This window comes from Azospirillum brasilense (assembly GCF_008365405.1).
GTDB lineage: Bacteria > Pseudomonadota > Alphaproteobacteria > Azospirillales > Azospirillaceae > Azospirillum > Azospirillum brasilense_D.
Genome location: NZ_QOKV01000006.1, coordinates 151500 through 175896 on the forward strand (window position 1 = coordinate 151500; position 24397 = coordinate 175896).

At 69.0% G+C, this 24397-nt stretch carries 18 protein-coding genes; 6 read left to right on the top strand and 12 right to left on the bottom strand.

What is annotated here, in order from left to right; genetic code table 11:
- Positions 1–16 precede the first annotated feature (16 nt).
- The 3 genes from DS837_RS12375 to DS837_RS12385 form a co-directional block, all read right to left on the bottom strand.
- Positions 17–469: a hypothetical protein gene (locus DS837_RS12375; protein ID WP_149165029.1), complete on the bottom strand. Its 453-nt coding sequence runs from the start codon at positions 467–469 to the stop codon at positions 17–19.
- A 220-nt stretch (positions 470–689) separates the two neighbouring features.
- The gene (locus DS837_RS12380) at positions 690–1094 is read right to left on the bottom strand and encodes a response regulator (protein WP_149165030.1); all 405 of its coding nucleotides are present in this window, start codon (positions 1092–1094) and stop codon (positions 690–692) included.
- Positions 1095–1113: 19 nt separating this feature from the next.
- Positions 1114–2940 (bottom strand): extracellular solute-binding protein, encoded by a 1827-nt coding sequence (locus tag DS837_RS12385; protein ID WP_149165031.1) that lies wholly within the window; start codon positions 2938–2940, stop codon positions 1114–1116.
- Positions 2941–3148: 208 nt separating this feature from the next.
- Here DS837_RS12385 and DS837_RS12390 point away from each other — a divergent pair, with 208 nt between their 5' ends.
- Positions 3149–3769 (top strand): glutathione S-transferase family protein, encoded by a 621-nt coding sequence (locus DS837_RS12390; RefSeq protein WP_247889898.1) that lies wholly within the window; start codon positions 3149–3151, stop codon positions 3767–3769.
- Between the two features lie 60 nt (positions 3770–3829).
- On the opposite strand, the gene DS837_RS12395 is transcribed toward DS837_RS12390, so the two are convergent.
- The 3 genes from DS837_RS12395 to DS837_RS12405 all read right to left on the bottom strand — a co-directional run bounded on the left by DS837_RS12395 (position 3830) and on the right by DS837_RS12405 (position 7118).
- The gene (locus tag DS837_RS12395) at positions 3830–4936 is read right to left on the bottom strand and encodes a TRAP transporter substrate-binding protein (RefSeq protein WP_145623558.1); all 1107 of its coding nucleotides are present in this window, start codon (positions 4934–4936) and stop codon (positions 3830–3832) included.
- A gap of 167 nt (positions 4937–5103) precedes the next feature.
- Positions 5104–6729, bottom strand: coding sequence for an alpha-amylase family glycosyl hydrolase (locus tag DS837_RS12400; RefSeq protein ID WP_149165033.1), 1626 nt, complete (start codon positions 6727–6729; stop codon positions 5104–5106).
- Positions 6730–6803: 74 nt separating this feature from the next.
- Positions 6804–7118 carry a hypothetical protein gene (locus DS837_RS12405; protein ID WP_149165034.1) on the bottom strand — a complete coding sequence of 105 codons (315 nt, stop codon included), beginning with the start codon at positions 7116–7118 and terminating at the stop codon, positions 6804–6806.
- Positions 7119–7262: 144 nt separating this feature from the next.
- Here DS837_RS12405 and DS837_RS12410 point away from each other — a divergent pair, with 144 nt between their 5' ends.
- Positions 7263–8384, top strand: a complete 1122-nt coding sequence (locus DS837_RS12410) for a DNA topoisomerase IB (RefSeq protein WP_149165035.1) — start codon at positions 7263–7265, stop codon at positions 8382–8384.
- 3 nt (positions 8385–8387) lie between these two features.
- On the opposite strand, the gene DS837_RS12415 is transcribed toward DS837_RS12410, so the two are convergent.
- From DS837_RS12415 to DS837_RS12425, 3 genes are all read right to left on the bottom strand, one after another.
- Positions 8388–9377 (bottom strand): small ribosomal subunit Rsm22 family protein, encoded by a 990-nt coding sequence (locus DS837_RS12415; protein ID WP_149165036.1) that lies wholly within the window; start codon positions 9375–9377, stop codon positions 8388–8390.
- An 88-nt stretch (positions 9378–9465) separates the two neighbouring features.
- Positions 9466–11469, bottom strand: a complete 2004-nt coding sequence (locus DS837_RS12420) for a methyl-accepting chemotaxis protein (RefSeq protein ID WP_247889899.1) — start codon at positions 11467–11469, stop codon at positions 9466–9468.
- A 212-nt stretch (positions 11470–11681) separates the two neighbouring features.
- A complete protein-coding gene (locus DS837_RS12425; RefSeq protein ID WP_149165037.1) occupies positions 11682–12761 on the bottom strand; it encodes a lytic transglycosylase domain-containing protein in 1080 nt (359 codons plus the stop codon).
- A 341-nt stretch (positions 12762–13102) separates the two neighbouring features.
- On the opposite strand from DS837_RS12425, the gene DS837_RS12430 reads away from it, so the two are divergent.
- Genes DS837_RS12430 through DS837_RS12440 form a run of 3 tightly spaced genes read left to right on the top strand, consistent with a single transcriptional unit; the run spans position 13103 to position 18067 of the window.
- Complete coding sequence (locus DS837_RS12430; RefSeq protein WP_149165038.1) at positions 13103–13762, top strand: TetR/AcrR family transcriptional regulator; 660 nt, start codon at positions 13103–13105, stop codon at positions 13760–13762.
- Positions 13759–14919, top strand: coding sequence for an efflux RND transporter periplasmic adaptor subunit (locus tag DS837_RS12435; RefSeq protein ID WP_149165039.1), 1161 nt, complete (start codon positions 13759–13761; stop codon positions 14917–14919). Before DS837_RS12430 ends, DS837_RS12435 begins: the two co-directional genes overlap by 4 nt.
- Before the next feature lie 16 nt (positions 14920–14935).
- Entirely contained in the window at positions 14936–18067 is a 3132-nt protein-coding gene (locus DS837_RS12440) for an efflux RND transporter permease subunit (RefSeq protein ID WP_149165040.1), read from the top strand.
- 1 nt (position 18068) lies between these two features.
- On the opposite strand, the gene DS837_RS12445 is transcribed toward DS837_RS12440, so the two are convergent.
- The gene (locus DS837_RS12445; RefSeq protein WP_149165041.1) at positions 18069–18818 is read right to left on the bottom strand and encodes a sulfite exporter TauE/SafE family protein; all 750 of its coding nucleotides are present in this window, start codon (positions 18816–18818) and stop codon (positions 18069–18071) included.
- Between the two features lie 266 nt (positions 18819–19084).
- On the opposite strand from DS837_RS12445, the gene DS837_RS12450 reads away from it, so the two are divergent.
- Positions 19085–19975, top strand: coding sequence for a LysR family transcriptional regulator (locus DS837_RS12450; protein ID WP_149165042.1), 891 nt, complete (start codon positions 19085–19087; stop codon positions 19973–19975).
- A gap of 10 nt (positions 19976–19985) precedes the next feature.
- Here DS837_RS12450 and DS837_RS12455 read toward each other — a convergent pair whose 3' ends face one another.
- Positions 19986–23108, bottom strand: coding sequence for an efflux RND transporter permease subunit (locus DS837_RS12455; protein WP_149165043.1), 3123 nt, complete (start codon positions 23106–23108; stop codon positions 19986–19988).
- A complete protein-coding gene (locus DS837_RS12460) occupies positions 23105–24286 on the bottom strand; it encodes an efflux RND transporter periplasmic adaptor subunit (RefSeq protein ID WP_247889900.1) in 1182 nt (393 codons plus the stop codon). Before DS837_RS12460 ends, DS837_RS12455 begins: the two co-directional genes overlap by 4 nt.
- Between the last annotated feature and the right edge of the window lie 111 nt (positions 24287–24397).

The window sequence follows — 24397 nt, forward strand, 5'->3', positions numbered from 1 at the left end:
CCTTTTCCATTTGTTCTCATGGGCCGACGTAATGCGGCATCAGCTTGGCCTGATCGCCGACATAGACGTTGCACCGGCTGTCTTGGCCGTCGAAGAAATACACCTGACCGGTCTTCCGCTTGTTCTGCGGGTCGGACAGGTTTGCCCCACCGGAGAAGGCGACGCCATAACGCCTGTCCGGCGTCCGAGCCCAGTAAAAGCCGTCCATCTCCTGCCCAAAGGCACCCCGTTGACACAGGTGCGACAGAGCGGCGTCGTAACGGGTCAACCCGTCCAGACCCTTCGGCAGGTTATAAACCGCCTGGCTGCGCACATGGCGGGTGCGGGGCGGAATGACCTCCTGCGGAAGGGATGAGCGATTCAAGGCACGCAAATGGCCGGGATCGGTCCGCTCGACCCGCATCGGGTCCGCCGCCGCGGGCACAGCCAGCAGCACAAGAAACAGCGGAACGGCGGCGATGACCTTCATGGGCTGAGCGGTGAAACGGCCAAGAACGACAGGACTATAGCACGGCCTGCCCGCCGGTGAGGAGCAGTCGCCGACCAAGGAGACAGCGGGAGCTGATAAATTCGTTTCTTTTCAAATGATTAAGGTTGTTTTCCAACTTCCTTTATCAAGAAACTTAGGCTCTCTGATTCTTAAAGTTATGCGTTGTAAAAATAACCTAATTGTCTGTTTTTAAATGGGTTCATATCCGCTCCCCCTTGCCATCCAGATAGCGGGTGATCGTAGCCAGGAAGTCTTTCGGCTGGATCGGCTTGGGCACATGCCCGTCGAACCCGGCGCTGGAAAAGCGCAGCATGTCCGTGGGTGTGGACAGGTTGGTGACCGCAACGACCAGCGTGCGCGCCAACGCCCGGTCAGCACGGATCAGCCGCATCAACTCGACGCCGGACAGGCTGGGCATCACCACGTCCATGATCACCAGATCGGGTTTCAACGCGCGCATCAGATCCAGCACGCCCCGCGGGTCGTCCGTCTCCACCACGCGGTGTCCGCCCTCCTCAAGGCAACGAACCAACAGTTTGCGCATCAGTGCGTTGTCATCGACAACGAGGATGGTCCGCGTCCGGTCCGAAGAATGGGCGTCCATGGATTCGGCCTCCCCCTGGTCACGGCGCCTTGCGTGCGCCGGCGGACGAGGCGTCCGACAGCCACCAAGCGTCGAAAGAGAGCGAATAGGGCGGCACGGTGTCGGGGCGCTTCAACCGGTTCCAATAGGCGACGCGGTAGACGCCGGAGTACCAGTGCGGCACCACGTAATGGTTCCACAGCAGCACCCGGTCCAGGGCCGACACCGCGGCTTTCAGATCCTCCTGGCTGCCGGCGCGGACGATCTCGCCGATCAGGTGATCGACCGCCTCGCTGCGCACCCCGGCCAGATTCTGGCTTCCCGGACGGTCGGCGAAGGCCGATCCCCAATAGCCGGTCTGCTCGTTCCCCGGCGACAGGGATTGCGGCCAGACATGGACCACCATGTCGAAATCGAAGTCGCGCGTGCGGTTCTCGTACTGGGTCGTGTCCACCGTGCGGATGCTGGCCCGGATGCCAAGCCGCTTCAGATTCTCGATGAAGGGCAGCGTCACCCGCTCGAAGGTCGGGCTGTCGAGAAGGATTTCGAAGTCCAGCGGCTTGCCGGTCGCGACGTCGACCCGCACCCCGTTGCGCACGTCGGTCCCCGCCTCGTCGAGCAGCCGCTTGGCCTCCAGCAGGTTGCGGCGCAGCCCGTTCTGGCCCTCCGTGCTGGGCGGATGGTAGGTCTTCTCGAAGACCTCGGCGGGGATCTTCCCGCGCAGCGGCTCCAGAATCGCCAGTTCGCGGCCCTGCGGCAGGCCCCTGGACTGGAGCGGCGAGTTCTCGAAATAGCTCTCCGTCCGCTTGTAGGCGCCGTAGAACAGGGTCTGGTTCGTCCACTCGAAGTCGAAGGCATAGGCGATGGCCTGGCGCACCTTGGGGTTCGCGAAGACCGGGCGGCGCGTGTTGAACACGAAACCCTGCATGCCCGCCGGCACCTCGTTGGCGATCTCCTCCTTCACCACCTTGCCGTCGCGCACCGCGTCGAAGTCGTAGCCGGTGGCCCAGGTCTTGGCGACGTTCTCCTGGCGGAAGTCGTACAGCCCGCCGCGGAAGGCCTGAAGGGCGACGCTGGCGTCCCGGTAATACTCGTAGGCCATACTGCCGAAATTGTTCCGCCCGACATTCACCGGTAGGTCCCGGCCCCAATAGTCAGCGACCCGCTCGTAGGTGATGCCGCGGCCCGGATCGAACGACGCGATTCGGTAGGGGCCGCTGCCCAGCGGCGGCTCCAGCGTGGTCGACTGGAAGTCCTTGCCCTCCCAATAATGCTTCGGCAGCACCGGCAACTGGCCGACGATCATCGGAAGCTCGCGGTTGTCGCCCGGCTTGAAGGCAAAGCGGACGCGGCGCTCCCCCTCCGCCTCGACCTTATCCACGGCGCCGTAATAGCTGCGGTAGAAGGGGTGGCTCTCCGTCAGGATGGTGAAGGAGAACACCACGTCATCCGCGGTGACCGGCTTTCCATCATGCCACCGCGCGCCGGAGCGCAGGTTGAAGGTGATGGAGGAACGATCCTCCGGCATCTCCACGCTTTCGGCGAGCAGGCCGTATTCGGTGAAGGGCTCGTCCGCCGACCCGGTCATCAGCGTGTCGTAGATCAGCGTCGCCCCCGCCGCGGGCACGCCGCGTAGCGTGAAGGGGTTCAGCGTGTCGAAGGAGCCGATGGCCTGGAGGGTCACCTTGCCGCCCTTCGGGGCGTCCGGGTTGACGTAATCGAAATGCCGGAAGTCCGGCCCGTATTTCGGCTCGCCATACAGCGCCATGCCGTGCCGCGCCATGCCGTCCTGCGGCTGCGCGCCCGCCGATCCGGCCACGGCGGCGGCGATCAGCCCGATCAACAGTCCAGCGGCCACACGGCGCATGCCCCATTCTCCCATCGTTCGCTCCGGAGCGCTCGGCCCCGGTTCCGCTCTGATAACATGTGGGTGGGGTGAAGCGGTGCGAAACCCCCTTCCCTCCCCCCGCGGCATCGCGCCCCCGCGATTTGCTCTGGTGTCCCGGCGGGCTTGCGGTCATGGTTTTCGGCAATCCGCGCCGATAAGCGCGACCAGCATGGAGGGTTCTTCGACCGTGTCCGCCGAATTCACCGTCTACGGCAATGTCAATTCACAGCCCGCCACCCGCGTCGTCCTGTTCCTGTCGATGGCCGGCGTGCCCTACGCCTACCGCCATGTCGACCTGCGCGGCGGCCAGCAGAAGTCGGCGGACTACCTCGCCATCAACCGCTTCGGCCGGGTGCCGACCCTGGTCCACGGCGGCCTCAGCATTTCCGAATCGGGCGTCATCCTGACCTACCTCGCCGAGAAGACCGGCCGGTTCGGTGGGCGGGACGAGGCGGAGCGGATCAAGCTGGCGGAGTGGCTGTCCTGGCTGGCCGACGTGCTGCTGCCGGTCCAGCGCGCCCGCGCGGTGCGCAAGTTCCATGGCGACGCCAACGCCCTGCCCTGGATCGACGCCGCGGCGGCCGGCGGGCTCGCCCAGTTCGACCGCCATCTGGCGGGGCGAACCTTCATCGAGGCCGAACGGCTCAGCATCGCCGACATCTTCGCCTTCCCGTGGATCGACCTCGTGGAGGAGTCGAACATCGACATCGCCACCTATCCCAATGTCCAGGCGTGGCACGCCCGCATGCTGGCCCAGCCCGGCGCCAAGCGCCAAATGGAGCTGATGCCGCAGCAGGACGTCGGCTGATCCCAAAAGAAAAGGCCCCCCGCGCGATGCGGATGGGGGCCTTTCTTTAAGCGGACGCTCTTACTTCTTGGTGCCAGCCGACGCCACGAAGCTGTCGTAGGGCAGCTCGGCGACGCGGAACCAGAGCTGGGTCTCGTCCAGGAACGGCTTCCAGCTCTCGTAGATCGTCTTGAAGTTCGGGTTGGTCTTCGCCAGCTCGTCGTAATACTCAAAGGCGATCTTGTGCGCCTGCTCCATCAGGTCGCGCGGGTAGGCGCGCAGGATGGTGCCCTTGGCGACCAGACGCTTCAGAGCCTTGGCGTTCTCCGAATCGTAACGGGCGATCATGTAGGTGTTCGCCTCGGCGCAGGCGGCCGTCAGGATCGACTGATAGGACTTGGGGAGCTTCTCCCACTCCTGCAGGTTGACGTAGAGCGAGACGTTCGGCCCGCCTTCCCACCAGCCCGGGTAGTAGTAGTACTTGGCGACCTGATGGAAGCCCAGCCGCTCGTCGTCGTAGGGGCCGACGAATTCGGTTGCGTCGATGGTGCCCTTTTCCAGCGCCGGATAGACGTCCGCGCCGGCGATCTGGGTCGGGGTGGCGCCCATCTTCGACATGATCTGGCCGGTGATGCCGGCGATGCGGATCTTCAGGCCCTGGAAGTCCGCCGCGGTCTTGATTTCCTTGCGGTACCAGCCGCCCATCTGGGCTCCGGTGTTGCCCGCCGGGAACTGGATGACGTTGTGGTTCTTCATGAAGGCGCGCATCAGGTCGAGGCCGCCGGCCTGGAACCAAGCGGTGGTCTGGCGCGCGTTCGGGCCGAACGGAATGGCCGTATCGAAGGCGAAGGTCGGGTCCTTGCCGACATAGTAGTAGCCGCAGGTGTGGCCGCACTGGACCGAACCGTTCTGCACGGCGTCGAGCACCTGGAGGCCGGGCACCAGCTCACCACCCGGGAAGGCGCGGATCTGGAACTTGCCGTCCGTGCTCTCGGCGACGCGGCGGGCGATCAGCTCCGAAGCGCCGAACAGGATGTCGGTGCTCTTCGGGAAGCTCGACGCCAGGCGCCACTGGATTTCCGGCTGCGACTGCGCAATGGCCGGCGCGGCCACGCCGGCCACCGCCAGCCCCGCACCCGCGGCCGCAGCGCCCGCACCCGCCGACTTCAGAAACGCACGTCTTTTCACGATTCTTCTCCCGTGGACTCCGCCTTCCCTTTTCGTTTCAAGCGGCCCGTCGGACCACTTGTTGCGAGGGAATTTTCACAACTGTAACAAAGCAGCGTTTTCGTTCCGATTCATCGCACAAAAGCGCATGACAGGTCTACCCTGGTCCTACGGATTAGGCGACCGCCTCAGCCGCGCCGCCCCAGGAAGGCGGAGAGCGGCGGCAGGACCAGCGTCCGCCCGTCCGCCGTGACCTCGGGAACCGGCGCGCCCGGCGGACGCGGCAGGTCGAGTGCCGCCATCGGCGGCTTGCGCTTCAGCGCGTATTCCGCCGGCTGGTCGGACAGGTTGAAGACGGCCAGCAGGTCTTCGCCCTCCGCCGCCCGTTCGAAGGCCAGGACGCTGCCGGCCTCTTCCACCGCCGCGACGCCGCCCTGGGTCAGCGCCGGATGACGGCGGCGCAGGCGCAGGGCGCCCCGCCAGACGTCGAGCGGGCTGCCGGGGCGCCGCTCCTGCGCGTCCACGGCCAGGGCGTGGTGGGATTCCGCCACCGGCAACCAGGTCTCGACCGCGCTGGAGAAACCGGCGTTGGCGGCGGCGGACCGCCAGGGCATCGGCGTGCGGCTGCCGTCGCGCCCCTGGAAGTCGGGCCAATAGGCGATGCCGAAGGGGTCGCGCAGATCCTCCGGCTCCAGCACCGCGTTGGGCAGCGCCAGTTCCTCCCCCTGGTAGAGGCAGACGGTGCCGGGCAGCGCAGCGAACAGGGTGGCCAGCAGGGCGTTGAAGCGCTCCGGATCGGCGCCGGGCGGCAGCCAGCGGCTGGCGGCGCGCTCGACGTCGTGGTTGGAGAAGCTCCAGCAAATGGCCTCCGGCTGCGGCGTGCCGGTCAGCGCCCCGGCGAAGTTCCGCGCGGTGAAGGGCTGCTTGGCCAGCGACAGGGTGTAGGCGGCGTGCAGCCCCTGCGGCCCGCAATAGGCGGCGATGCGCCGCGCCGCGCCCGGCTGGCTCGACAGCTCGCCCAGCAGCACCCGGTCGGGATAGCGGTCGACCACCGCGCGCAGCCGGGCCAGCACGCTGTGAATGGCCGGGTGCATCATGTCGTAGAGATGCTGTTGCAGGGCGAACAGCTTGGCCGGCGGTTCCGCCCCGCTCCAGGCCGCCGCTGGATTGGAGCGAAGCTGCGGGTCATGGGCGAAGAAGTCCACCGCGTCGATGCGGAAGCCGTCCACCCCGCGCTCCAGCCAGAAAGCTGCGGTGTCGCCGAGCGCCTGGAGCACCGCCTCGTCGTGCAGGTTCAAGGCGGGCTGGCTGGACAGGAAATGGTGCAGGTAATACTGGCGCCGCCGCGGCTCCCACGTCCAGGCGGGGCCGCCGAACACCGACAGCCAGTTATTGGGCGGCGTGCCGTCGGGGCGCGGGTCGGCCCAAACGTACCAATCCGCGAAGTCCCCGCCACGCGACCGACAGCTGTCGCCGAACCAGGGGTGCGCGTCCGAGGTGTGGCCGCAGACCAGATCCAGGATGACCTTCAGCCCGTGGCCATGCGCCGCCTCGATGATGCGGTCCACCGTCTCCAGCCGGCCCATGCGCGGATCCACCGCCCGGTGGTCGGTGATGTCGTAGCCGAAATCCTTCTGCGGCGACGGGTAGAAGGGGCTGATCCACACCCCCTGCACGCCGAGCGACGCCACATGGCCGATGCCGTCCAGCACGCCGTCCAGATCGCCCCAGCCATCGCCGTTCCGGTCGAGGAAGCTGAGGGGATAGATCTGGTACAGCGCGGCACCGCGCAGCCACGAAGACGCCTGGGACATGAGGACCCTCCACACGAGACTCGTGCAAAGGGTCCGCCCATAGCACTAACGATCGGTTACCGGGCTGCGATTGGTCACGGCTTCCGCGTCGGCGTCAGGCGCAGCCAGGGCGCCCACACCTGCCGCATGGCGTCGCTCCACATCCGCATCGGCGCCGCCCACGGGGCCAGCCACGGGGCCAGCATCGGGTTGGCGTTGGCGAAGGCCGGGTTGAGCAGCGGGTTGGCAGAGGCCAGCAGCGCCGGCCCCATCATCCCGCGCAGCGCGTCGAAGGACGGCGTGGCGGTGATCTGGATGGCGATCGTCTCGGCCCCGCGCTCCGGATCGTCCCGGTGCAGGATCTGGATGTCCAGGTTCGGCAGGGCGGCGGTCAGCTTGGTCTCTTCCATCGTCATCTTCCCTTCGGTGCCGGCGGGCATCACGGCCGAAGCCATGGTCGCCGAACGGCGCGACCGCCGCAACCATGCAACCAAAACGCGGCGCCGATGTTTCCCGCAGGCAGCCGATGGGCTGGCAACCGATGGGATTCCAGCATGGACGGACTGACGGTCACCGATCCCCGCCCCGACGCGGAAGAGGCCGCGGCCTGCGCCGGGCTGAGCTATGTCTGCGACGACGAGCCGGGCATCCGGCGGCGGCGCGCCGGCAAAGGCTTCTCCTATCGGTGGCCCGACGGCACCCGGGTGACCGAGGAGGACACGCTGGAGCGCATCCGCAAGCTGGCGATCCCGCCGGCCTACCGCGGCGTCTGGATCTGCCCGGACCCGGACGGCCACCTCCAGGCCACCGGCCGTGACACGCGCGGGCGCAAGCAGTACCGCTACCATCCCCGCTGGACCGAGATGCGCGAAGGCACGAAGTTCGGGCGGATGCTCGACTTCTGCCACGCCCTGCCGGCCATCCGCCGTCAGGTGGACAACGACCTCGCCCGCCGCGGCCTGCCGCGGGAAAAGGTGTTGGCCGCCGTGGTCCGGCTGCTGGAAACCACGCTGATCCGCGTCGGCAACGAAAGCTACGCGCGGGAGAACAGCAGCTACGGCCTCACCACCCTACGCGACGACCACGCGGACATCGAAGGGACGGAGATCCGCTTCACCTTCAAGGGCAAGTCCGGAAAGGAATGGAACGTCGCGCTGAAGGACCGCCGCCTTGCCCGCGTCGTCGGCGCCTGCCGCGACGTGCCGGGGGACGAGCTGTTCCAGTACATCGACCGCGACGGTCAGCGCCACGCGGTGAGTTCCGGCGACGTGAACGAGTATCTGCGCGCCGCCACGGGACAGGACTTCACCGCCAAGGATTTCCGCACCTGGGCCGGCACCGTTCTGGCCGCCATGGCGCTGCGCGAGTTCGAGACCTTCGACAGCGCCGCCAAGGCCAAGCGCAACGTCACCCACGCCATCGAGCAGGTGGCCGCCCGGCTCGGCAACACCGCCAGCGTTTGCCGCAAGAGCTACGTCCATCCCGAGATTCTGGACGCCTATCTGGAGGGCAACCTGCTGGACTCCCTGACCCGCGAGGTGGAGACCGAGCTGCGCGAGGAGCTTTCCGAGTTGGAGGCCGAGGAAGCCGCCGTGCTGGCCTTCCTGCGCGGCCGGCTGGAGCGCGAACAGCGATCCCGCGCCAGCGAGAGCCGGCGGCGGCGGCGCGCGGCGTAGAGCCTATGCTTCCGGCTGGTCCTGGGCGGACAGGCCGTCGCCCCAGTCCAGCCGGCGGGCGGCCTTGAAGGCGGCGCCGTCGCGCTTGCCGAGAATCCGTTCCGTCCGGGCGCCGTCCCGGCCGCAGAGCTTGAAGCCGATCCGTCCGTTTCCGGCGTTCCAGGGCGGCGCGATGATGCGGGCGTCGGGGCCGGCGCCGGGCTGGCGGGAGGCGGCGAGGTAGACGAACTTCTCGTCCTCCCACGGCACCTCCGCCCCCTTGGCCATGCGGTGCAGGCGGGAACGGGCGACCCGGCGGGAAAAATGGCACCAGTCCGGTGCCGCCAACGGACAGGCGGCGCTGTGCACGCAGGGCGCCACCAGATGGGCGCCGGCGGCGACCAGCCTCTGCCGCGCCCGGACGATGCGCGCCCAGCCGGCGGGCGTGCCGGGCTCGACGATCAGCAGCGTCGCGGCGGTGAGCGACCACAGCCGGTCGACCAACCGGTCGCGCGCCGGCTCCGCCAACTCGTCCAAAACGTAGGCCAGCGTCACCAGATCGCGCGGCTCCAGATCGGGCAGGTCACCCGTGGCGTCGCCGGCCCGCCATACGATCCGGGTGGGCGACGCCGCTTGCGACAGCGTCTCGCCGACCGCGCGGATGGCCGGGCTGCCCTCGATCAGCAGGGCGTCGTCCAGGCTGGCCCAGCAGTCCGACGCCGCCCACAGCGCCGTCCCCGGTCCCGCCCCGACGTCCAGAGCGGTGACCGGCGCGAAATCGGGAAGCGCCTCGGCCACCGCGTCCATGCTGGACCGCACGGCGGCGAAGGTGGCCGGCAGGCGGGTCGCGAGATAGGCCCGCGCCGCCAGATCGTCCGACAGGTGGAAGCGCCCGTCCCGCACCTCCGCCCGGTAGCGTTGGGAGAGGCGGTCCGCCGCGCGCTTAAGGTCGGACAGGGCGATGCCGTCGAGCGCGCGGTCCACCGCGTGGCGGAGCGAAATGGGGAGTTCCATGGGTCCGAAAAAGTGCAGGCGTGGTCGTCGTCCAGCCTGTTAGCACGCCGCCCGCCCCGGGCAAACGGACAAAACAGGGAACGGGCGGCTACGCCCGCACCTGCCGCAGGAAGTCGTCGACCGCGCCGTTCAGGGTGCCGGCCAGCTCCGACAGGCGGTCGGCGGCCCCCATCATGGCGTCGGCGGAACGCCCGGTGTCCACCGCCACCCGGCTGACGTCGCCGATGTTGGACGACACGTCGGTGTTCATGCACTCCACGATGCGCACGTTGTGGGTGATCTCCGAGGTCGCCTGGCGCTGCTGCTCGACCGCCGCGGCGATGCCGGACACGCTTTCGCCGATGACGGCGATGGTCGAGCCGATGCGGGCGATGGCCTCCACCACCCCCATCGTCGATTGCTGGATGCCGTGGACCAGCGTGGCGATCTCCTCCGTCGAGGAGGCGGTCTGGGAGGCGAGCGCCTTCACCTCGGTGGCGACGACGGCGAAGCCCTTGCCGGCGTCGCCGGCCCGCGCCGCCTCGATGCTGGCGTTGAGCGCCAGGAGGTTGGTCTGCTGGGCGATGGCCGTGATGATGGCGACCACCTCCCCGATCTTCTGGGCGGAGTCCGACAGGCCCTTGGTCAGGCCGTCGGCGCGCCGGGATTCGGCGATGGCGTCCTCCGCCACGTTGCGCGACTGGGCAATCTGATGCCCGATCCCATCAATGGAGGCGGAGAGCTGTTCGCTGGCCGAGGCCACGGCGCCGACATTGCTGGTCGCCGTGCCGGCGGCGTCCGCGGCGGCGCGGGTGCGCTGTGCGGTGTCCGACGCCATGCCGGCCACGGCACGGGCGGAGCCGGTGACCTCCGCCGCCGCCACGGACAGCGACCCCGCCACCGCCTGCACGCTGCGTTCCAACCCGTCCGCCAGCGTCGCCATCAGGGCGCGGCGTTCCTCCTCCGCCCGCCGTTCCTGGTCGCGGCGGGTCTCCTCTGCGCGCTGGCGGGCGTCGAGCGCGTCGCGGAAGGCCTCGACCGCACCGTGGATGTCGGCGATCTCGCGCAGCGGGGAGGGGCGCAAGGGCACAGCGCTATCGCCACGGGCCAACGCCTGGAGCGCTTGGCTGGCGTCGCGGACCGGCTGCATGATGAAGCGGTAGCCCAACAGCATGTTCAGGCCGCCGATCAGCCCGATCACCAGGAAGGCGCCCAGCGCGATCAGCGTCAGCCGGTCGAGCACCGCGGTCAGAGCCGCAGCGCCCTCCTGGCTGCGCGCGGTCACCGCGTCGGAGGCGGCGTTCATCCCCTGCACCAGCCCGTCGACCAGCGTCCGGACCTCCTGGTTGTGGGCGTGGGCGTCGGTGGTCAGGCGCAGCGTTTCGGTGCGCTGCGCGAAGGCCTCGTCGAGTGCGGCGAAGGACGCGATGTCGTCGGCAACACTCTCGAACTCGTCGGCGGCCGGCAGATGCCGGCGCAGCTCCATGGCCTTGGCCATGTGCTCGCGAAACTGGCGCAGGTCGTTGCCGACCGCCGGCGGGTAGAGCTGGGACGGCAGGCGGGTCAGCAGGAACTTGGCGTCGCGGATCGTCGAGAAGAGCGTGGCGAGCGCCTGCTCGTCCGCCGGTTGCGTCGTCGCGCGCATCGCCGCCGACAGGCCACGGGCGATGTCGCCCGACAGGCTTTCCGCGCGGCTGATGTTGAAGCCGAATTTCTTGTCCAGCGCGTCGACCTTGGCGCCGATGGCCGCGGCCTCCCGGCTGGCCTCAACCGCCTTGGCGACGGTCTGCGCGATCTCCGGCGCGGCGTTGGCCGACATCCGCGCGGCGTGGGCGTCCAGGCTGGTCAGCGCGTCGCCGCGCGTCGCCTCGTCCCCGCTGGCGATCACCGCCTCGCCCAGCTTGGCGAGCCGTTCGGCCTCCAGCGCGATCCTCTGGTTCTCGGCCACCCGCTGCGCCAGCTCGGCGTTGCCGTCGGCGATCCGCGTCGCTTCCATGGCGGTCATGCCGCCGAACACCGCCAGGGCGGCCACCACGACGCCTGCTATCAGGCAATCCACCACAACGACTTGAAAGGTCGAGCGTTTCGCCCGCTCACCAGCACCGGCTACCATCTCCGCACCTCATCTGCAGCGTTCCCCCGAACTCTTCGTTCTTCCGGATGGGCCGCGCGGGGCGGTTCCTCCGGGGCTTTATTGTTCGAGTACCTATATGCTCGGGGACGCGGGGATGAGGCTATTGTGGAAAACCGAAGACGGCGCCCGACCGTCCGGTGGCGCCGTCTCTGGTTGTTGCCGATGCTGAAAAACGGGAGCGGACGAGGCCGTTACAGGCCCGCGCCTTCCCCTCCGGCCAGGGCGACGCAGACGCGGTCGCGGCCCTCCAGGCTGCCGCAGCCGCCGCTGCGCTGGGACACGAAGCGGATGACCACCCGTTCCCCCTTGCCGACCGCGTGGGGCGGCAGCATCGCCTCGGCGACCAGGGTTTCCACCGTGCGCGACGGCGTCCGTCCTGAGCGGGCAGCGACCGGCGCATCCCGGTCGGTGGCGGCGACGAATTCCGTGGGCGGGCGGACGTCGCCGCGACCCATGGGCTCCACCACCAGAGGCGCCGGGCGTGGCTCCAGAGCGGCCACGGCGACCGGCGCCGGGGTGACCGGGGTTTGCGGCACCGGCGCCACTGGTTCCGGGACCACCGCGGCGACGGCGACCGGTTCCGGAGCCGCCGGCTTGACGGCGGGCTTGGCGGCCACCGCCGCAGACTGCGTCGCGGGGGCGCTCGCCGGAACGATGGCGACCTCGATCGCGCTTGCGCCCGCCGCCTGCGACGGCTCGCGCGGCGCCACGCCGCGCAGGTTCGGCGTCAAGGCCGCGATGTACATCCGGGTTTCCCGCGGCAGCCTCTGCTTGCCCGCAAGGTGCGAGGCGTAGCAGGCCGGGCCGCAATTGTAGGCGGCGAGGAAGCCCGGCGCGCCGAACAGGTCGTACATCTCGCGCAGATAGGCGGTGCCGGCCAGGATGTTGTCGCGCGGGTCCGACGGATCGGAGCCCAGCCCGTATTGCGTGCGCATCATGTCGTAGGTGCCGGGCATCACCTGCATCAGCCCGATGGCGCCGGCATGGCTGGTGATGGTGCGGCCGTTCACGACGGAACGCCCGCCGCTCTCGCGCATCATCACGGCCCTGATCCACTTCTCCGGCACGTCGAACCGCTCCGACGCCTCGCGCATGTGGGGGACCCAGCGGCCAAGCGGGTCGTTCGGATCAATCGGGACGACGGCCACCTCCGGGGCCTTGACGGCAAGCTCCGCCGTTTCCGGAGCGTTCGAGGCGCAACCCGCCAAGCCGAGGGCGAGAATCAGGGCGGCACCGGCGGTGCGAGCCGCGGTGAAGTCACGATAAGCCACGAGGAGGGGTCCGTGCTGATTGCACAAAGATCGAAAGCGTTACCCTCTCTTTGCGATGTAATGGTGCCCGCTGTCAAGCAACAAGGCGGGTGTAATGTCCTGATTCCACGGCCTTTCCCTTTTTCATAGCCCATTGGAATGGTTTTCAGGCAAATGCTGTTCATCCGTATTGGCCCTTTTTCTGTCCCAATCGACACTGTGGCGGTCTTTGGCGATGCAGGCGAGAGACCTATTCCTGTCACGCCCTGAACTTGCAGGGCTGACTTCCGCCGCCCCGCAACCACTTGACTTTTCAGAGACCATTCCATATTGAATGAACGTTCATTTATAGCCACGAATCGATGCCGGACAGCTCTCCCCTTCCCCCGTCGCGCCGGTCCCGGCGCAAGGAGGCCCGCCCCGCCGAGGTGATCGAGGCGGCGCGCGACCTGTTCATCTCGCGCGGATTTGCCGCAACCAAGCTGGAGCATGTCGCCCGCCGGGCCGGAGTCAGCGTCGGGCTGCCCTACCTCTATTTCGAGAACAAGGAAGGACTGTTCAAAGAAGTCGTCCGTCAGTCCATCCTGCCGCAGTTCCAGATGGGCGAAGACCTGCTGGACAGCTTCACCGGCAGCAGCGAGGAGTTCCTGCGCATCCTGACCCGCGGCTTCTGGGAGATGGAGCAGAGTCCCAACGCCGGGCTGTCGAAGCTGGTCATCGCCGAAGCGCAGAACTTCCCCGACCTCGCCCGCTTCTACATGGAGGAGGTCGTCCTGCGCGGCCGCCGCTTCTTCGCGCGCATCCTGCGCCGCGGCATCGAGCGCGGAGAATTCCGGCCCGTCGACGTGGAGCAGATGGCCCGCGTCATCGCCGCCCCGCTCAGCATGCTGTCGCTGTGGAACCACTCGCTGCGCCCCTTCGAGCCGGACCCCGCCGCGGCCTCCGCCGAATCCTACCTCGACGCCTATCTCGACCTCGTCCTCAACGGGCTGAGGGTCGACCCCAAGGACCGCATCCCATGATCGACGCCGCCCGTTCCGATGGTTCCGCCGCCAAGCCGCGACGCCTCCTCCTGCTGCCCCTGCTGATCGTCGGGGCGCTGGCCGCGGGTGGTGTCGCGTGGAAGACCATGGGCCACACGGACGCGGTGCCTCCCGCCGCGGCCAGCCTGCCCCCGGCGGAACGGGCGGTGGAGCTGTCGCCCGTCGAGCTGACCCGCATGGCGCCGCGCCGCCTGACCGAACTGGTGCGGCTCAGCGGCTCCGTGAAGCCGATGGAGCAGTCCATGGTGAAGTCGGAGGTCGCCGCCCGCCTGGTCGAGGTGCCGGTGCGCGAGGGCCAAGCCGTCCGGAAGGGCGAGGTTCTGGCCCGCTTCGACACGCTGGAGCTTCAGGCCAAGCTGGACGAGAAGCTGAGCAATCTGGAGGGCGCCAAGGCGCAGCTCGTCCTGGCGGACAAGACGCGCGCCAAGAATCTGGCGCTGCGCCAGAAGGACATCGTGTCCGAAACCAACATGGACCAGGCGCAGAGCACTTTCCGCTTCCAGCAGGCCGCCGTCGCGGCGCTGGAGGCCCAGGTGGACCTCGCCCGCAAGGCGCTGCGCGACGCGGTGGTGGCGAGCCCCATCGACGGAACGGTGGCCGAACGGGCGGTCAACCCCGGCGAGACGCTGGCCATCAACGCCAAGATGTTCTCCGTCGTCGATCTCAGCCGCGTCGAGGTCGAGGCGGCGGTGCCCGCCGACGACGTGGCCCGGCTGAAGCCCGGGCAGACCGTGCGGCTGCGCGTCGAGGGCTTCGGCGAGCGGGACTTCGTCGGCCGGATCGCCCGCATCAACCCGATGGCCCGCGCCGGCACCCGCGCCATCCCCGTCTACATCGTCCTGGACAACGCCGACGGCAGTTTGCGCGGCGGCATGTTCGCTGCGGGCGACGCCGTCGTGGACGAGGTGGAGGGCGCCTTCGCCCTGCCCCCGGCCGCCGTCCGCCACGACCAGGACGGCGACTTCGTGCTGGTCGTCTCCGGGGGACGGGTGGAGCGCCGCAAGGTCGAGGTGCTCGGCACCTGGGCGCGCGGCGACCTCGTGCAGGTGCGCGGGCTGGCCGACGGCGATCTGGCGGTGACCGCCCCCCTGCCCGGCCTGACCGCCGGGCGGGCCGTCACGGTCGTGGGTTCGTAAGGGAGCGGGCCGCGCCATGCCGATCACCCGCATCAGCGTCGACAACCCCGTTTTCGCCACCATGATGATGGTGGCGCTGATGGTGCTGGGCCTGTTCTCCTACAACCGGCTGGGCGTCGACCAGTTTCCCGATGTGGATTTCCCGCTGGTCGTCATCTCCACCGAGTACCCCGGCGCAAGCCCGGAATCGGTCGAGACCGACGTCACCCGTCCCGTCGAGGACGCGGTCAACACCATCGCCGGCATCAAGACTCTGACCTCCCGCTCCTACGAGAGCCAGTCGGTGGTGATCGCCGAGTTCGACCTGAAGACCGCCTCCACCCAGGCGTTGCAGGACGTGCGCGAGAAGGTGTCGGCCCTGCGTCCCAAATTCCGCGACGAGGTGAAGGACCCGCAGATCACCCGCTTCAACCCGGACGACCAGCCCATCCTCTCCCTCGCGGTCAAGTCGGACATCCGGTCCCTGCGCGACCTGACCACGATGACCGACCAGATCGTCCTGAAGCGCCTGCAGAACGTGCGCGGCGTCGGGCGGGCGACCATCGCCGGCGGGGTCAAGCGGCAGGTCCAGGTGCGGCTGCGCCCCGAACGGCTGGAGGCGCTGGGCGTCGGCGTCGATCAGGTCCTCAAGGCGATCCGCGACGAGAACCAGGACATTCCCGCCGGCACCGTCTCGGGCAACGGGGCGGAGCGCGTCGTCCAGGTCGATGGCCGCGTCATCAACCCGCGGGAGCTTCTCGACATCATCGTGACGCGCCGCGGCGGCGAGCCGGTGCGGCTGCGCCAGGTCGCCGAGGTGCTGGACGGCCAGGAGGAGCAGGAGTCCGTCGCCCTGTTCAACGGGCAGCCGGCGCTGGCCGTCGACGTGGTGAAGATCCAGGGTTCCAACACGGTGGAGGTGGCGCGCGGCCTCTACAAGGCGCTGGACGAGCTGCGCCGCGACGGCTCCCTGCCCTCCGACGTCGCGCTGGAGGTGGTGCGCGACACCTCGCGCGGGATCACCAACTCGCTCACCAACGTGCAGCGCACGCTGGTCGAGGGCGGCGTGCTGACCATCGCCATCGTCATGGTCTTCCTGGGGTCCTGGCGCAGCACGGTGATCACGGCGCTGACCCTGCCGGTGGCGGTGATGGGCACCTTCGGCGTGCTCGCGGCCTTCGGCTTCACCCTGAACACCATGACGCTGATGGCGCTGTCGCTGGCCATCGGCATCCTGATCGACGACGCCATCGTGGTGCGCGAGAACATCATGCGCCATCTGGCCAAGGGCCAGGAGCACCGGCAGGCGGCGCTGGACGGCACCAAGGAGATTGGTCTGGCCGTCCTGGCGACCACGCTGACCATCGTGGCGGTGTTCCTGCCCGTCGCCTTCATGGGCGGCATCATCGGGCGCTTCTTCCTGCAATTCGGCATCACCGTGTCGGCGGCGGTGCTGATCTCGCTGTTCGTGTCCTTCACGCTGGACCCCATGCTGTCCAGCCTGTGGTACGACCCGGCGGCCCACGGGCGGCATGGGCGCGGCGTCTTCGGGCGCTTCGCGGCAGGCTTCCAGGGCGCCTTCGACGCGCTGGCGCGGATCTACGGCCGGACGCTGCGCTGGGCGCTGCGCTGGCGCTGGCTGGTCCTGCTGATGGCGCTCGGGATCTTCGTCGGCAGCTTCTTCCTGGTGCCGCGCATCGGCGTCGAGTTCGTGCCCGCCGCCGACCTCGGGGAATCCATCGTCGATGTGGAAACGCCGGTCGGCTCGTCCCTCGACTACACGGCGGCCAAGCTGCGGCAGGTGGAGGCGGCGATCCGCGAATTTCCGGAGGTCGCCTACACCTACTCCACGGTCAACACGGGCGCGTCGGTCGGCAAGAACCGGGGCAGCGTCTATGTCCGGCTGAAGCCGATCGACCAGCGCACGCGCACGCCCAACACCCTGGCCCCGCCGCTGCGCGAGCGGCTGTCGGCGATCCCCGGCGTCCAGATCGGCATCGGCATCCCCGGCGTCGGCGGCGTGCAGAAGCAGATCCAGGTGTCCGTCCAGGGCCGCGACATCGCGGAGCTGGACCGCATCGGCAAGCAGGTGACCGCCGCCATGGCCGGCATCCGCGGCTTCGTCGACGTGGACGTCAGCCTGAAGGCCGCCAAGCCGACCCTGTCGGTGCGGCTGGAGCGCGATCTGGCGAGCGACCTCGGCGTCGGCACGGCGCAGGTGGCGAACACGCTGCGTCCCCTCTTCGCCGGCGACAAGGTGTCCACCTGGAAGGCCCCGGACGGCGAGACCTACGACGTGCTGGTGCGCCTGCCGGAAAACGACCGGGTGGGCCGCGCCGACCTCGACCGCATCTACCTGACCGGCTCCAACGACGCCGAGGGGGCGCCGCGCATGGTGCCGCTGTCGCAGGTCAGCCGGGTCGAGACGACGCTCGGCGCCTCGCAGATCAACCGCCGCGACCTGTCGCGCGAGGTCAACGTCCAGGCCAACGTGCAGGGCCGCCCGGCGGGCGACGCCGGCAAGGAGCTTCAGGCGGCCATCGCGGAGATCAAGCTGCCGCCGGGCTACCGCATCGTCTTCGGCGGCTCGACCAAGGACATCGCCGAGACGTCCGCCTACGCCACCCAGGCGCTGCTGCTGGCGGTGATCCTGATCTACCTGATCCTGGCCTCGCAGTTCGGCAGCTTCCTGCAGCCCATCGCCATCATGATGTCGCTGCCGCTGTCGCTGGTCGGGGTGTTCCTGGGTCTTCTGGTCGCCGGCTCCACCCTGAACATCTTCAGCGCCATCGGCTTCATCATGCTGATGGGGCTGGTGACCAAGAACGCGATCCTGCTGGTCGACTTCGCCAACCAGGCCCGCGCCCGCGGGGTGGACCTGCGCGACGCGGTGGTGGAGGCCGGCATCATCCGCCTGCGCCCCATCGTGATGACCACCATGGCGATGATCTTCGGCATGATCCCGCTGGCGCTCGGCATCGGCGAGGGCGCTCAGCAGCGGGCGCCCATGGCCCACGCGGTGATCGGCGGCCTCATCAGCTCCACCCTGCTCACGCTTCTGGTGGTTCCGGTGATCCTCACCTACCTCGACGCGCTGTCCCGGCGATTCAAGCGCTGGTTCGCCCACAAGGACCCGGACGCCGTGGCGCACGGCACGGCTGCGGAGTAAGTCACCTCAGGTGCTCCAGCATCAGGAACAGCCCGAGCGCGAGCAGGCCGAGGAAGAAACAGCGCCGGAACACCTCCGCCCGCACCCGCCGGCGGAGGCTCTGGCCGAGCGCCATCCCGGCCAGGGCCGGCAGCAGCGAGGCCAATGAGCCCCAGGCCAGCGTGCCGTCGAACAGCCCGTGCTGCGCCAGCCCGGCGGCCAGAGCCAGCGTGGACACCGTGAAGGACAGGCCGAGCGCCTGGATCAGCCGGTCCCGCTCCAGCTCCAGTGCCTGGAGGTAGGGCACGGCGGGGATGACGAAAACGCCGGTGGCCGCCGTCACCACTCCGGTCGCCACGCCGACAAGAGGCGACAGCCAGGATTCCGCCGGCGGCGGCACGCGCAGCGGCAGTTTCACCAGCCCGACCACCGCGTAGAGCGCCAGCGCCCCGCCCAACGCCGCCGCGGCCTGCCCCGACGAGGCGCCCGCCAGCAGCCCCGCCCCGGCCCAGGTGCCCAGCGTGATCCCCAGCATCATCGGCCAGAACCGCTCGATGGTGGCGCCGAGGCCGGGGCCGAAGGCCAGCTGCCAGAGATTCGTCACCAGCGAAGGCACGATGAGGATCACCGCCGCCTCGGCGGGCGGCATGACGAGGCCGAGCAGACCCATGGCGACGGTCGGCAGGCCCAGGCCGATCATGCCCTTGACGAACCCAGCCAGCAGGAAGGTCAGGGCCATGGCGGCGACGATGAGGAGGGGAAGGTCGGTCATCACGGCAACCTCATGCCAAATCCCCTCTCCCGCCTCGGGAGAGGGAAGGGGCCCACGCAATGCGTGGGAAGGGTGAGGGTGCCGCCGAGGATGAATTCCTTGATCCTTGCGCGACCCTCACCCGCCCGCTTCGCAGGCACCCTTTCCCGGGACGGGAGAGGGATCTGATGCCACTTGAAGCTCTGCCGAGCAGTACGGCAATGTGGATGTCACGCAGTCAGCCTTCGGGATGGACGAAGGCTGATGCTCCGCCGGAGACCCCGCCCATGCGCTTCGACCTGACCGACCTGCGGCTGTTCCTGAACGTGGCGGAGGCGGAGAGCATCACCCATGGCGCGGAGCGCACGCACCTCGCCCTCGCCTCGGCGAGCGCGCGCATCCGCGGGATGGAGGAGACGCTCGGCGTGCCGCTGCTGGAGCGCGGGCGGCGGGGCGTCCGTCCGACCCCGGCGGGGGAGGCTCTGGTCCACCACGCCCGCCTCCTCCTCCAGCAGGTCGAACGGATGCGCGGCGAACTGGGCGATTACGCCAAGGGGCTGAAAGGGCATGTCCGCTTGCTGTCCAACACCGCCGCCCTGGCCGAATTCCTGCCCGAGGCCCTGGGACCCTTCCTCGCCGCTCACCCCAACATCGACATCGACCTGGAGGAACGGCCCAGCCACGAGATCGTGCGGGCGGTGGCGGAGGGGCTGGCCGACGCCGGGGTGGTGTCCGACCACGCCGACCTGTCGGGACTGGAGGTCTTTCCCTTCCGCACCGACCGCATGGTGCTGGTCACGCCGCACGGCCACCCGCTGGCCAACCGCCGCAGCGTCGCCTTGCGCGAGGTTCTGGAGGAGGATTTCGTCGGACTCGCGGCGCGCAACGCCCTTCAGCAGCACATCAACGAGCACGCCATCCGCGCCGGCCGCCCATTGAAGCTGCGCGTCCGCGTGCGCGGCTTCGACGGGATCTGCCGGATGGTCGAGCAGGGGGTGGGACTCGGCATCGTCCCGGAAGCCTCGGCGAAGCGCTGCCGCCGCTTCACGAAGATCCGCGCGGTGCGCCTGACCGACCCCTGGGCGGTCCGCTCGCTGGTCGTCTGTGTCCGCCGGCTGGACGCGCTGCCCAGCCACAGCCGCGAGCTGGTGACACGGCTGGCGGGCGGCGCCACCTAGCCTTCGCCCCTTATTCCGCGCCCGGCACCGGATGCGGCGCCTCCGGCGCGGCGGCGGACCGGCGCTTCCACAGACGGGAGACGGCGTTGCCGGCGTCCTCCATGTACAGATACAGCACCGGCGTGATGTAGAGCGTCAGGATCTGCGACACGCACAGGCCGCCGACCACGGCAAGGCCCAGCGGTTGGCGAAGCTCCGCGGCGGCGCCATGGGCGACGGCGATGGGCAGCGTGCCCACGATCGCCGTCACCGTCGTCATCATGATCGGGCGGAAGCGCAGCAGGCAGGCCTGCTCGATCGCCTCGCGCGGCGACATGCCCTGGTTGCGCTGCGCGTCGATGGCGAAGTCGATCATCATGATCGCGTTCTTCTTCACGATGCCGATCAGCATCAGGATGCCGATGATCGCGATGACGCTCAGCTCCTGCCCGAACACCATCAGCGTCGCCAGCGCCCCGATGGCCGCGGAGGGCAGGCCGGACAGGATGGTCAGCGGGTGGATGAAGCTCTCGTACAGCACGCCGAGCACGATGTAGATCACCAGCACCGCGGCCAGCAGCAGCAGCCCCTGGCTCTTCTGCGCGTCCTCGAACACCTGGGCGGTGCCGGCGAAGCCGGTGGTGATGCCCGGCGGCAAGGCCATCTCCACCTCCGCCTGCCGGATCATGTCCACCGCCTCGCCGAGCGAATGACCCGGCGCCACGTTGAACGACACGGTAACGGCGGGCAACTGGCCCTGATGGTTGACCGTCAGCGGCCCGGCGGTGCGCTGCACGCTGGCGAAGGCGTCCAGCGGCACCAGCTTGCCGGAACCGGAGCGCACGTAGATGCGCGACAGGGCGTTGTCGTCCTGCTGGTACTTCGGCGCCAGCTCGATCAGCACCTGATAATCGTTGGTGGGCGTGTAGATGGTGGAGACCTGCCGCTGGCCGAAGGCGCTGTACAGCGTCGAACGCACCTGATCGACACCGATGCCCAGCGTGGCGGCCTTTTCCCGGTCCACATGGACATAGGCCTGCGGGCTGTTGAGCTGAAGGTCGCTGGTCACGTCCTGAAGGATGGAAATGTCGTTCAGGGCGCGCTCCAGCCGCCCGGACCAGACATACAGCTCCTCCGGGTTCAAGCCCTGGATGGTGTACTGGTACTGGCTCTTGGAGGACCGCCCTCCGATGCGCAGATTCTGGATCGGCTGCATGTAGACCGCGAAGCCCGGTATGCCGGACAGCTGGCGGCGCAACTGCTGGATCACCTCGCCCGCCGGCGGCCGCTCGCTGCGGGGCTTCAAGACGACGAACATGCGGCCGGTGTTGACCGAATTGCCGCCGATGGCGACCGCCGACGTCATGTCCGCCACCGCCGGGTGCGCCGCGACGATCCGCGCCGCCTCCTGCTGCCGTTCGGCCATGGCCGGGAAGGAGATGTCGGGTGCGGCCTCCGTCGAGACGGTGATCTGGCCGATATCCTCCGTCGGGAAAAAGCCCTTGGGAATCGCCTGGAACAGCAGGGCGGAGCCGACCACCGTGGCGATCATGACGAGCCCCATCACCGGGCGGTGCCTCAACGCCAGCCGCAAGGTCGACGCATAGCCGCGGTGCATGGCGCTGAACCCACCCTCCAGGATGCGCCCGAACCACCCCTCCTTGGGCTTATGCGTCTCGTGGGTCAGCAGGCGGGCGCACATCATCGGCGTCAGCGTCAGGGCCACGAAGGCCGACGCGCTGATCGACATGGTCACCACGAGCGCGAAGGAGTGGAAGACCCGCCCGACGACGCCGCCCATCAGCAGGATCGGGATGAAGACGGCCACCAGCGACACGGTGATGGAGATGATGGTGAAGCCGATCTCCCGCGAGCCTTTGATGGCGGCCTCGAAGGGCGGCATCCCTTCTTCGACGTAGCGGACGATGTTCTCCATCATCACGATGGCGTCGTCGACGACGAGGCCGACCGCCAGCGTCAACGCCATCAGCGAGATGTTGTCGATGGAGAAGCCCATCAGATGCATTCCGCCCGCCGTCGCGATCAGCGACACCGGAACGGTCAGGGCCGGGATCATGGTGGCCGTCAGGCGGCGCAGGAACAGGAAGATGACCAGCACGACCAGCGCGATGATCAGGCCCAGCGTGAACTGCACGTCCTCCACCGCCTCGCGGATCGAGGTGGAGCGGTCGTTCACCACATCCACCTTGGCGCTGGGCGGAAGCTGCGCGCGGAAGGTGGGCAGCAGGTTGCGCACCCGGTCGACCACGTCCACCGTGTTGGCGTCGGGCTGGCGCTGCACCGCCATCACGATGGCGCGGGTGCCGTTGTGCCAGCTCGCCGTGCGGGCGTTCTCGACGCTGTCCAGGACGGTTGCCACGTCGCCCAGCCGGACCGGAGCGCCGTTGCGGTAGGCGACGATCAGGCCGCGGAAGGCGTCCGCGTCGGGAAGCTGCGGGTTGGCGGCCAGGACGAGCTGCTGGCGGGCGCCGGACAGCGTGCCGACCGGCGTGTTGGCGTTGGCGGCGGCCAGCGACCTCTGAAGCTCGTCGATGCCGATGCCGCGCACGGCCAGCGCGTTGGGGTCGACCTGGACGCGCACGGCGTATTTCTGCGCGCCGTAGATCTGCACCTGGGCGACGCCCGGCAGGGTGGCGACCTTGGGCTGGACCGCGGTTTCGGCGAAGTCGTTCAATGCCGACAGCGTCAGCGTCGGCGACGAGAGCGCCAGCATCAGCACCGGCTGGTCGGCCGGGTTCACCTTGCGGTAGCTGGGGGCGGTGGTCATCTCCGCCGGCAGGCGGCGCTGGGTGCGGGCGATGGCCGCCTGCACGTCCTGCGCGGCGGCGTCGATGTCGCGCTCCAGGACGAACTGGATGGTGATCGAGGTGTTGCCGAGGCTCGACGTCGAGGTGATCGTGTCGATGCCGGCGATGGTCGAGAATTCGCGTTCCAGCGGGCTGGCGACGGAGGCCGCCATGGTCTCCGGGCTGGCGCCGGGCAACGTTGCGGAGACGTTGATGACCGGGAAATCCACCCGCGGCAGCGCCGCGACGGGCAGTTGGCGGTAGGCGGCGAGGCCCCCCAGAACCAGCGCCGCCGTCAGCAGGATGGTCATCACCGGACGGCGGATGCACAGCTCCGAGAGGGTCATGACGCGCCTCCGGTGAGCGGAGCCTTGCCGTTGACGCCCTCCTTGCCGCCGTTCTTGGCGGCGGCGACCTTGGCGCCGGGATAGAGGCGGGACTGGCCGTCGACCACCACGCGCTCACCGGCCTGCACCCCGTCGGCGATGACCGCGATGCCCTCCTGGCTGCGCGCCACGGTGACGTTGCGGATCTCCACCGTGTCGTCCGGCTTGACCACATAGACGAAGCGGCCCTGCTGGCCGGTCTGCACCGCTTCCTGCGGCAGGGTCAGGGCCTGTGGCTCGACCCGCAGGGTCAGGACCACGTCCACGAACTGGCCGGGCCACAGCCGGGTGTCGGCGTTGGTGAACTGGCCCTTCACCAGGATCGTGCCGGTCTGCTGGTCGACCTGGCTGTCCACGAAATTCAGGACGCCTTCGGCGGGCGGCACGGCGGCGCCGGGAATGCCGGCGGTGACCGCCAGCCGGCTCGTCTCCATCGCCGCGCGGATGGTCGGCAGGTGGCGTTCCGGCACGTTGAAGGCGACGGTGATCGGGCGGAGCTGGGTCAGCGTGACCAGCGGCGTGGCGTCCGCCGCCCGCACCATCGTGCCGGGCTTGGCGTTCACCGCGCCGGTGCGCCCGTCCATGGGGGCGGCGATGCGGGTGAAGCTGAGCGAGACCTTGGCCGCCTCGATGGCTGCCTGCCCGGCCTTCACCGTGGCCTCCAGCGCATCGGCGGCGGCGACCGCGGCGTCGTACTGCTGGCGGGCCACGGTGTTGGAGCGTACGAGCTGCTCGTAACGCTTCACGTCGCCGCGGGCCTTGTCGAGATTGGCACGGTCGCGCTCCAGATTCGCCTGGGCCTGACGGAGCTGCGCCTCCAGCGCGCGGGAGTCGAGGGTGAACAGCAGGTCACCCGCCTTTACCTCCTGCCCCTCGGTGAAGTGGACCGTCTCGACCACCGAATCGACACGCGCCTTGATGGCGATGGCGGCCACCGGCTGGACCGAGCCGATGGTGCCCAGCCGCTCCGGCACCGCGCGCTTCTCGACCGTCTGGATGACCACCGGAAGGGCGCGCGGTCCCGCCGGGGCGGCGGCCTTCGCCGTCTGCGCGTCGGCCCCGCCCGCCCGGTGCGTGTACCAATAGCCGCCGATCAGCGCGGCCAGCAGGAGCGCAAACAGCGCTATGCGTTTCGTCACATCGAACTCCCGGTGGGGCTGCCCGGTCCGGCCGGAGCGCGCCATCTTGCCATAAGGCAATGCGGCCCATTATCGCAGGTGAGGCTTTGCAGGTTAATGTCCATCCTACAG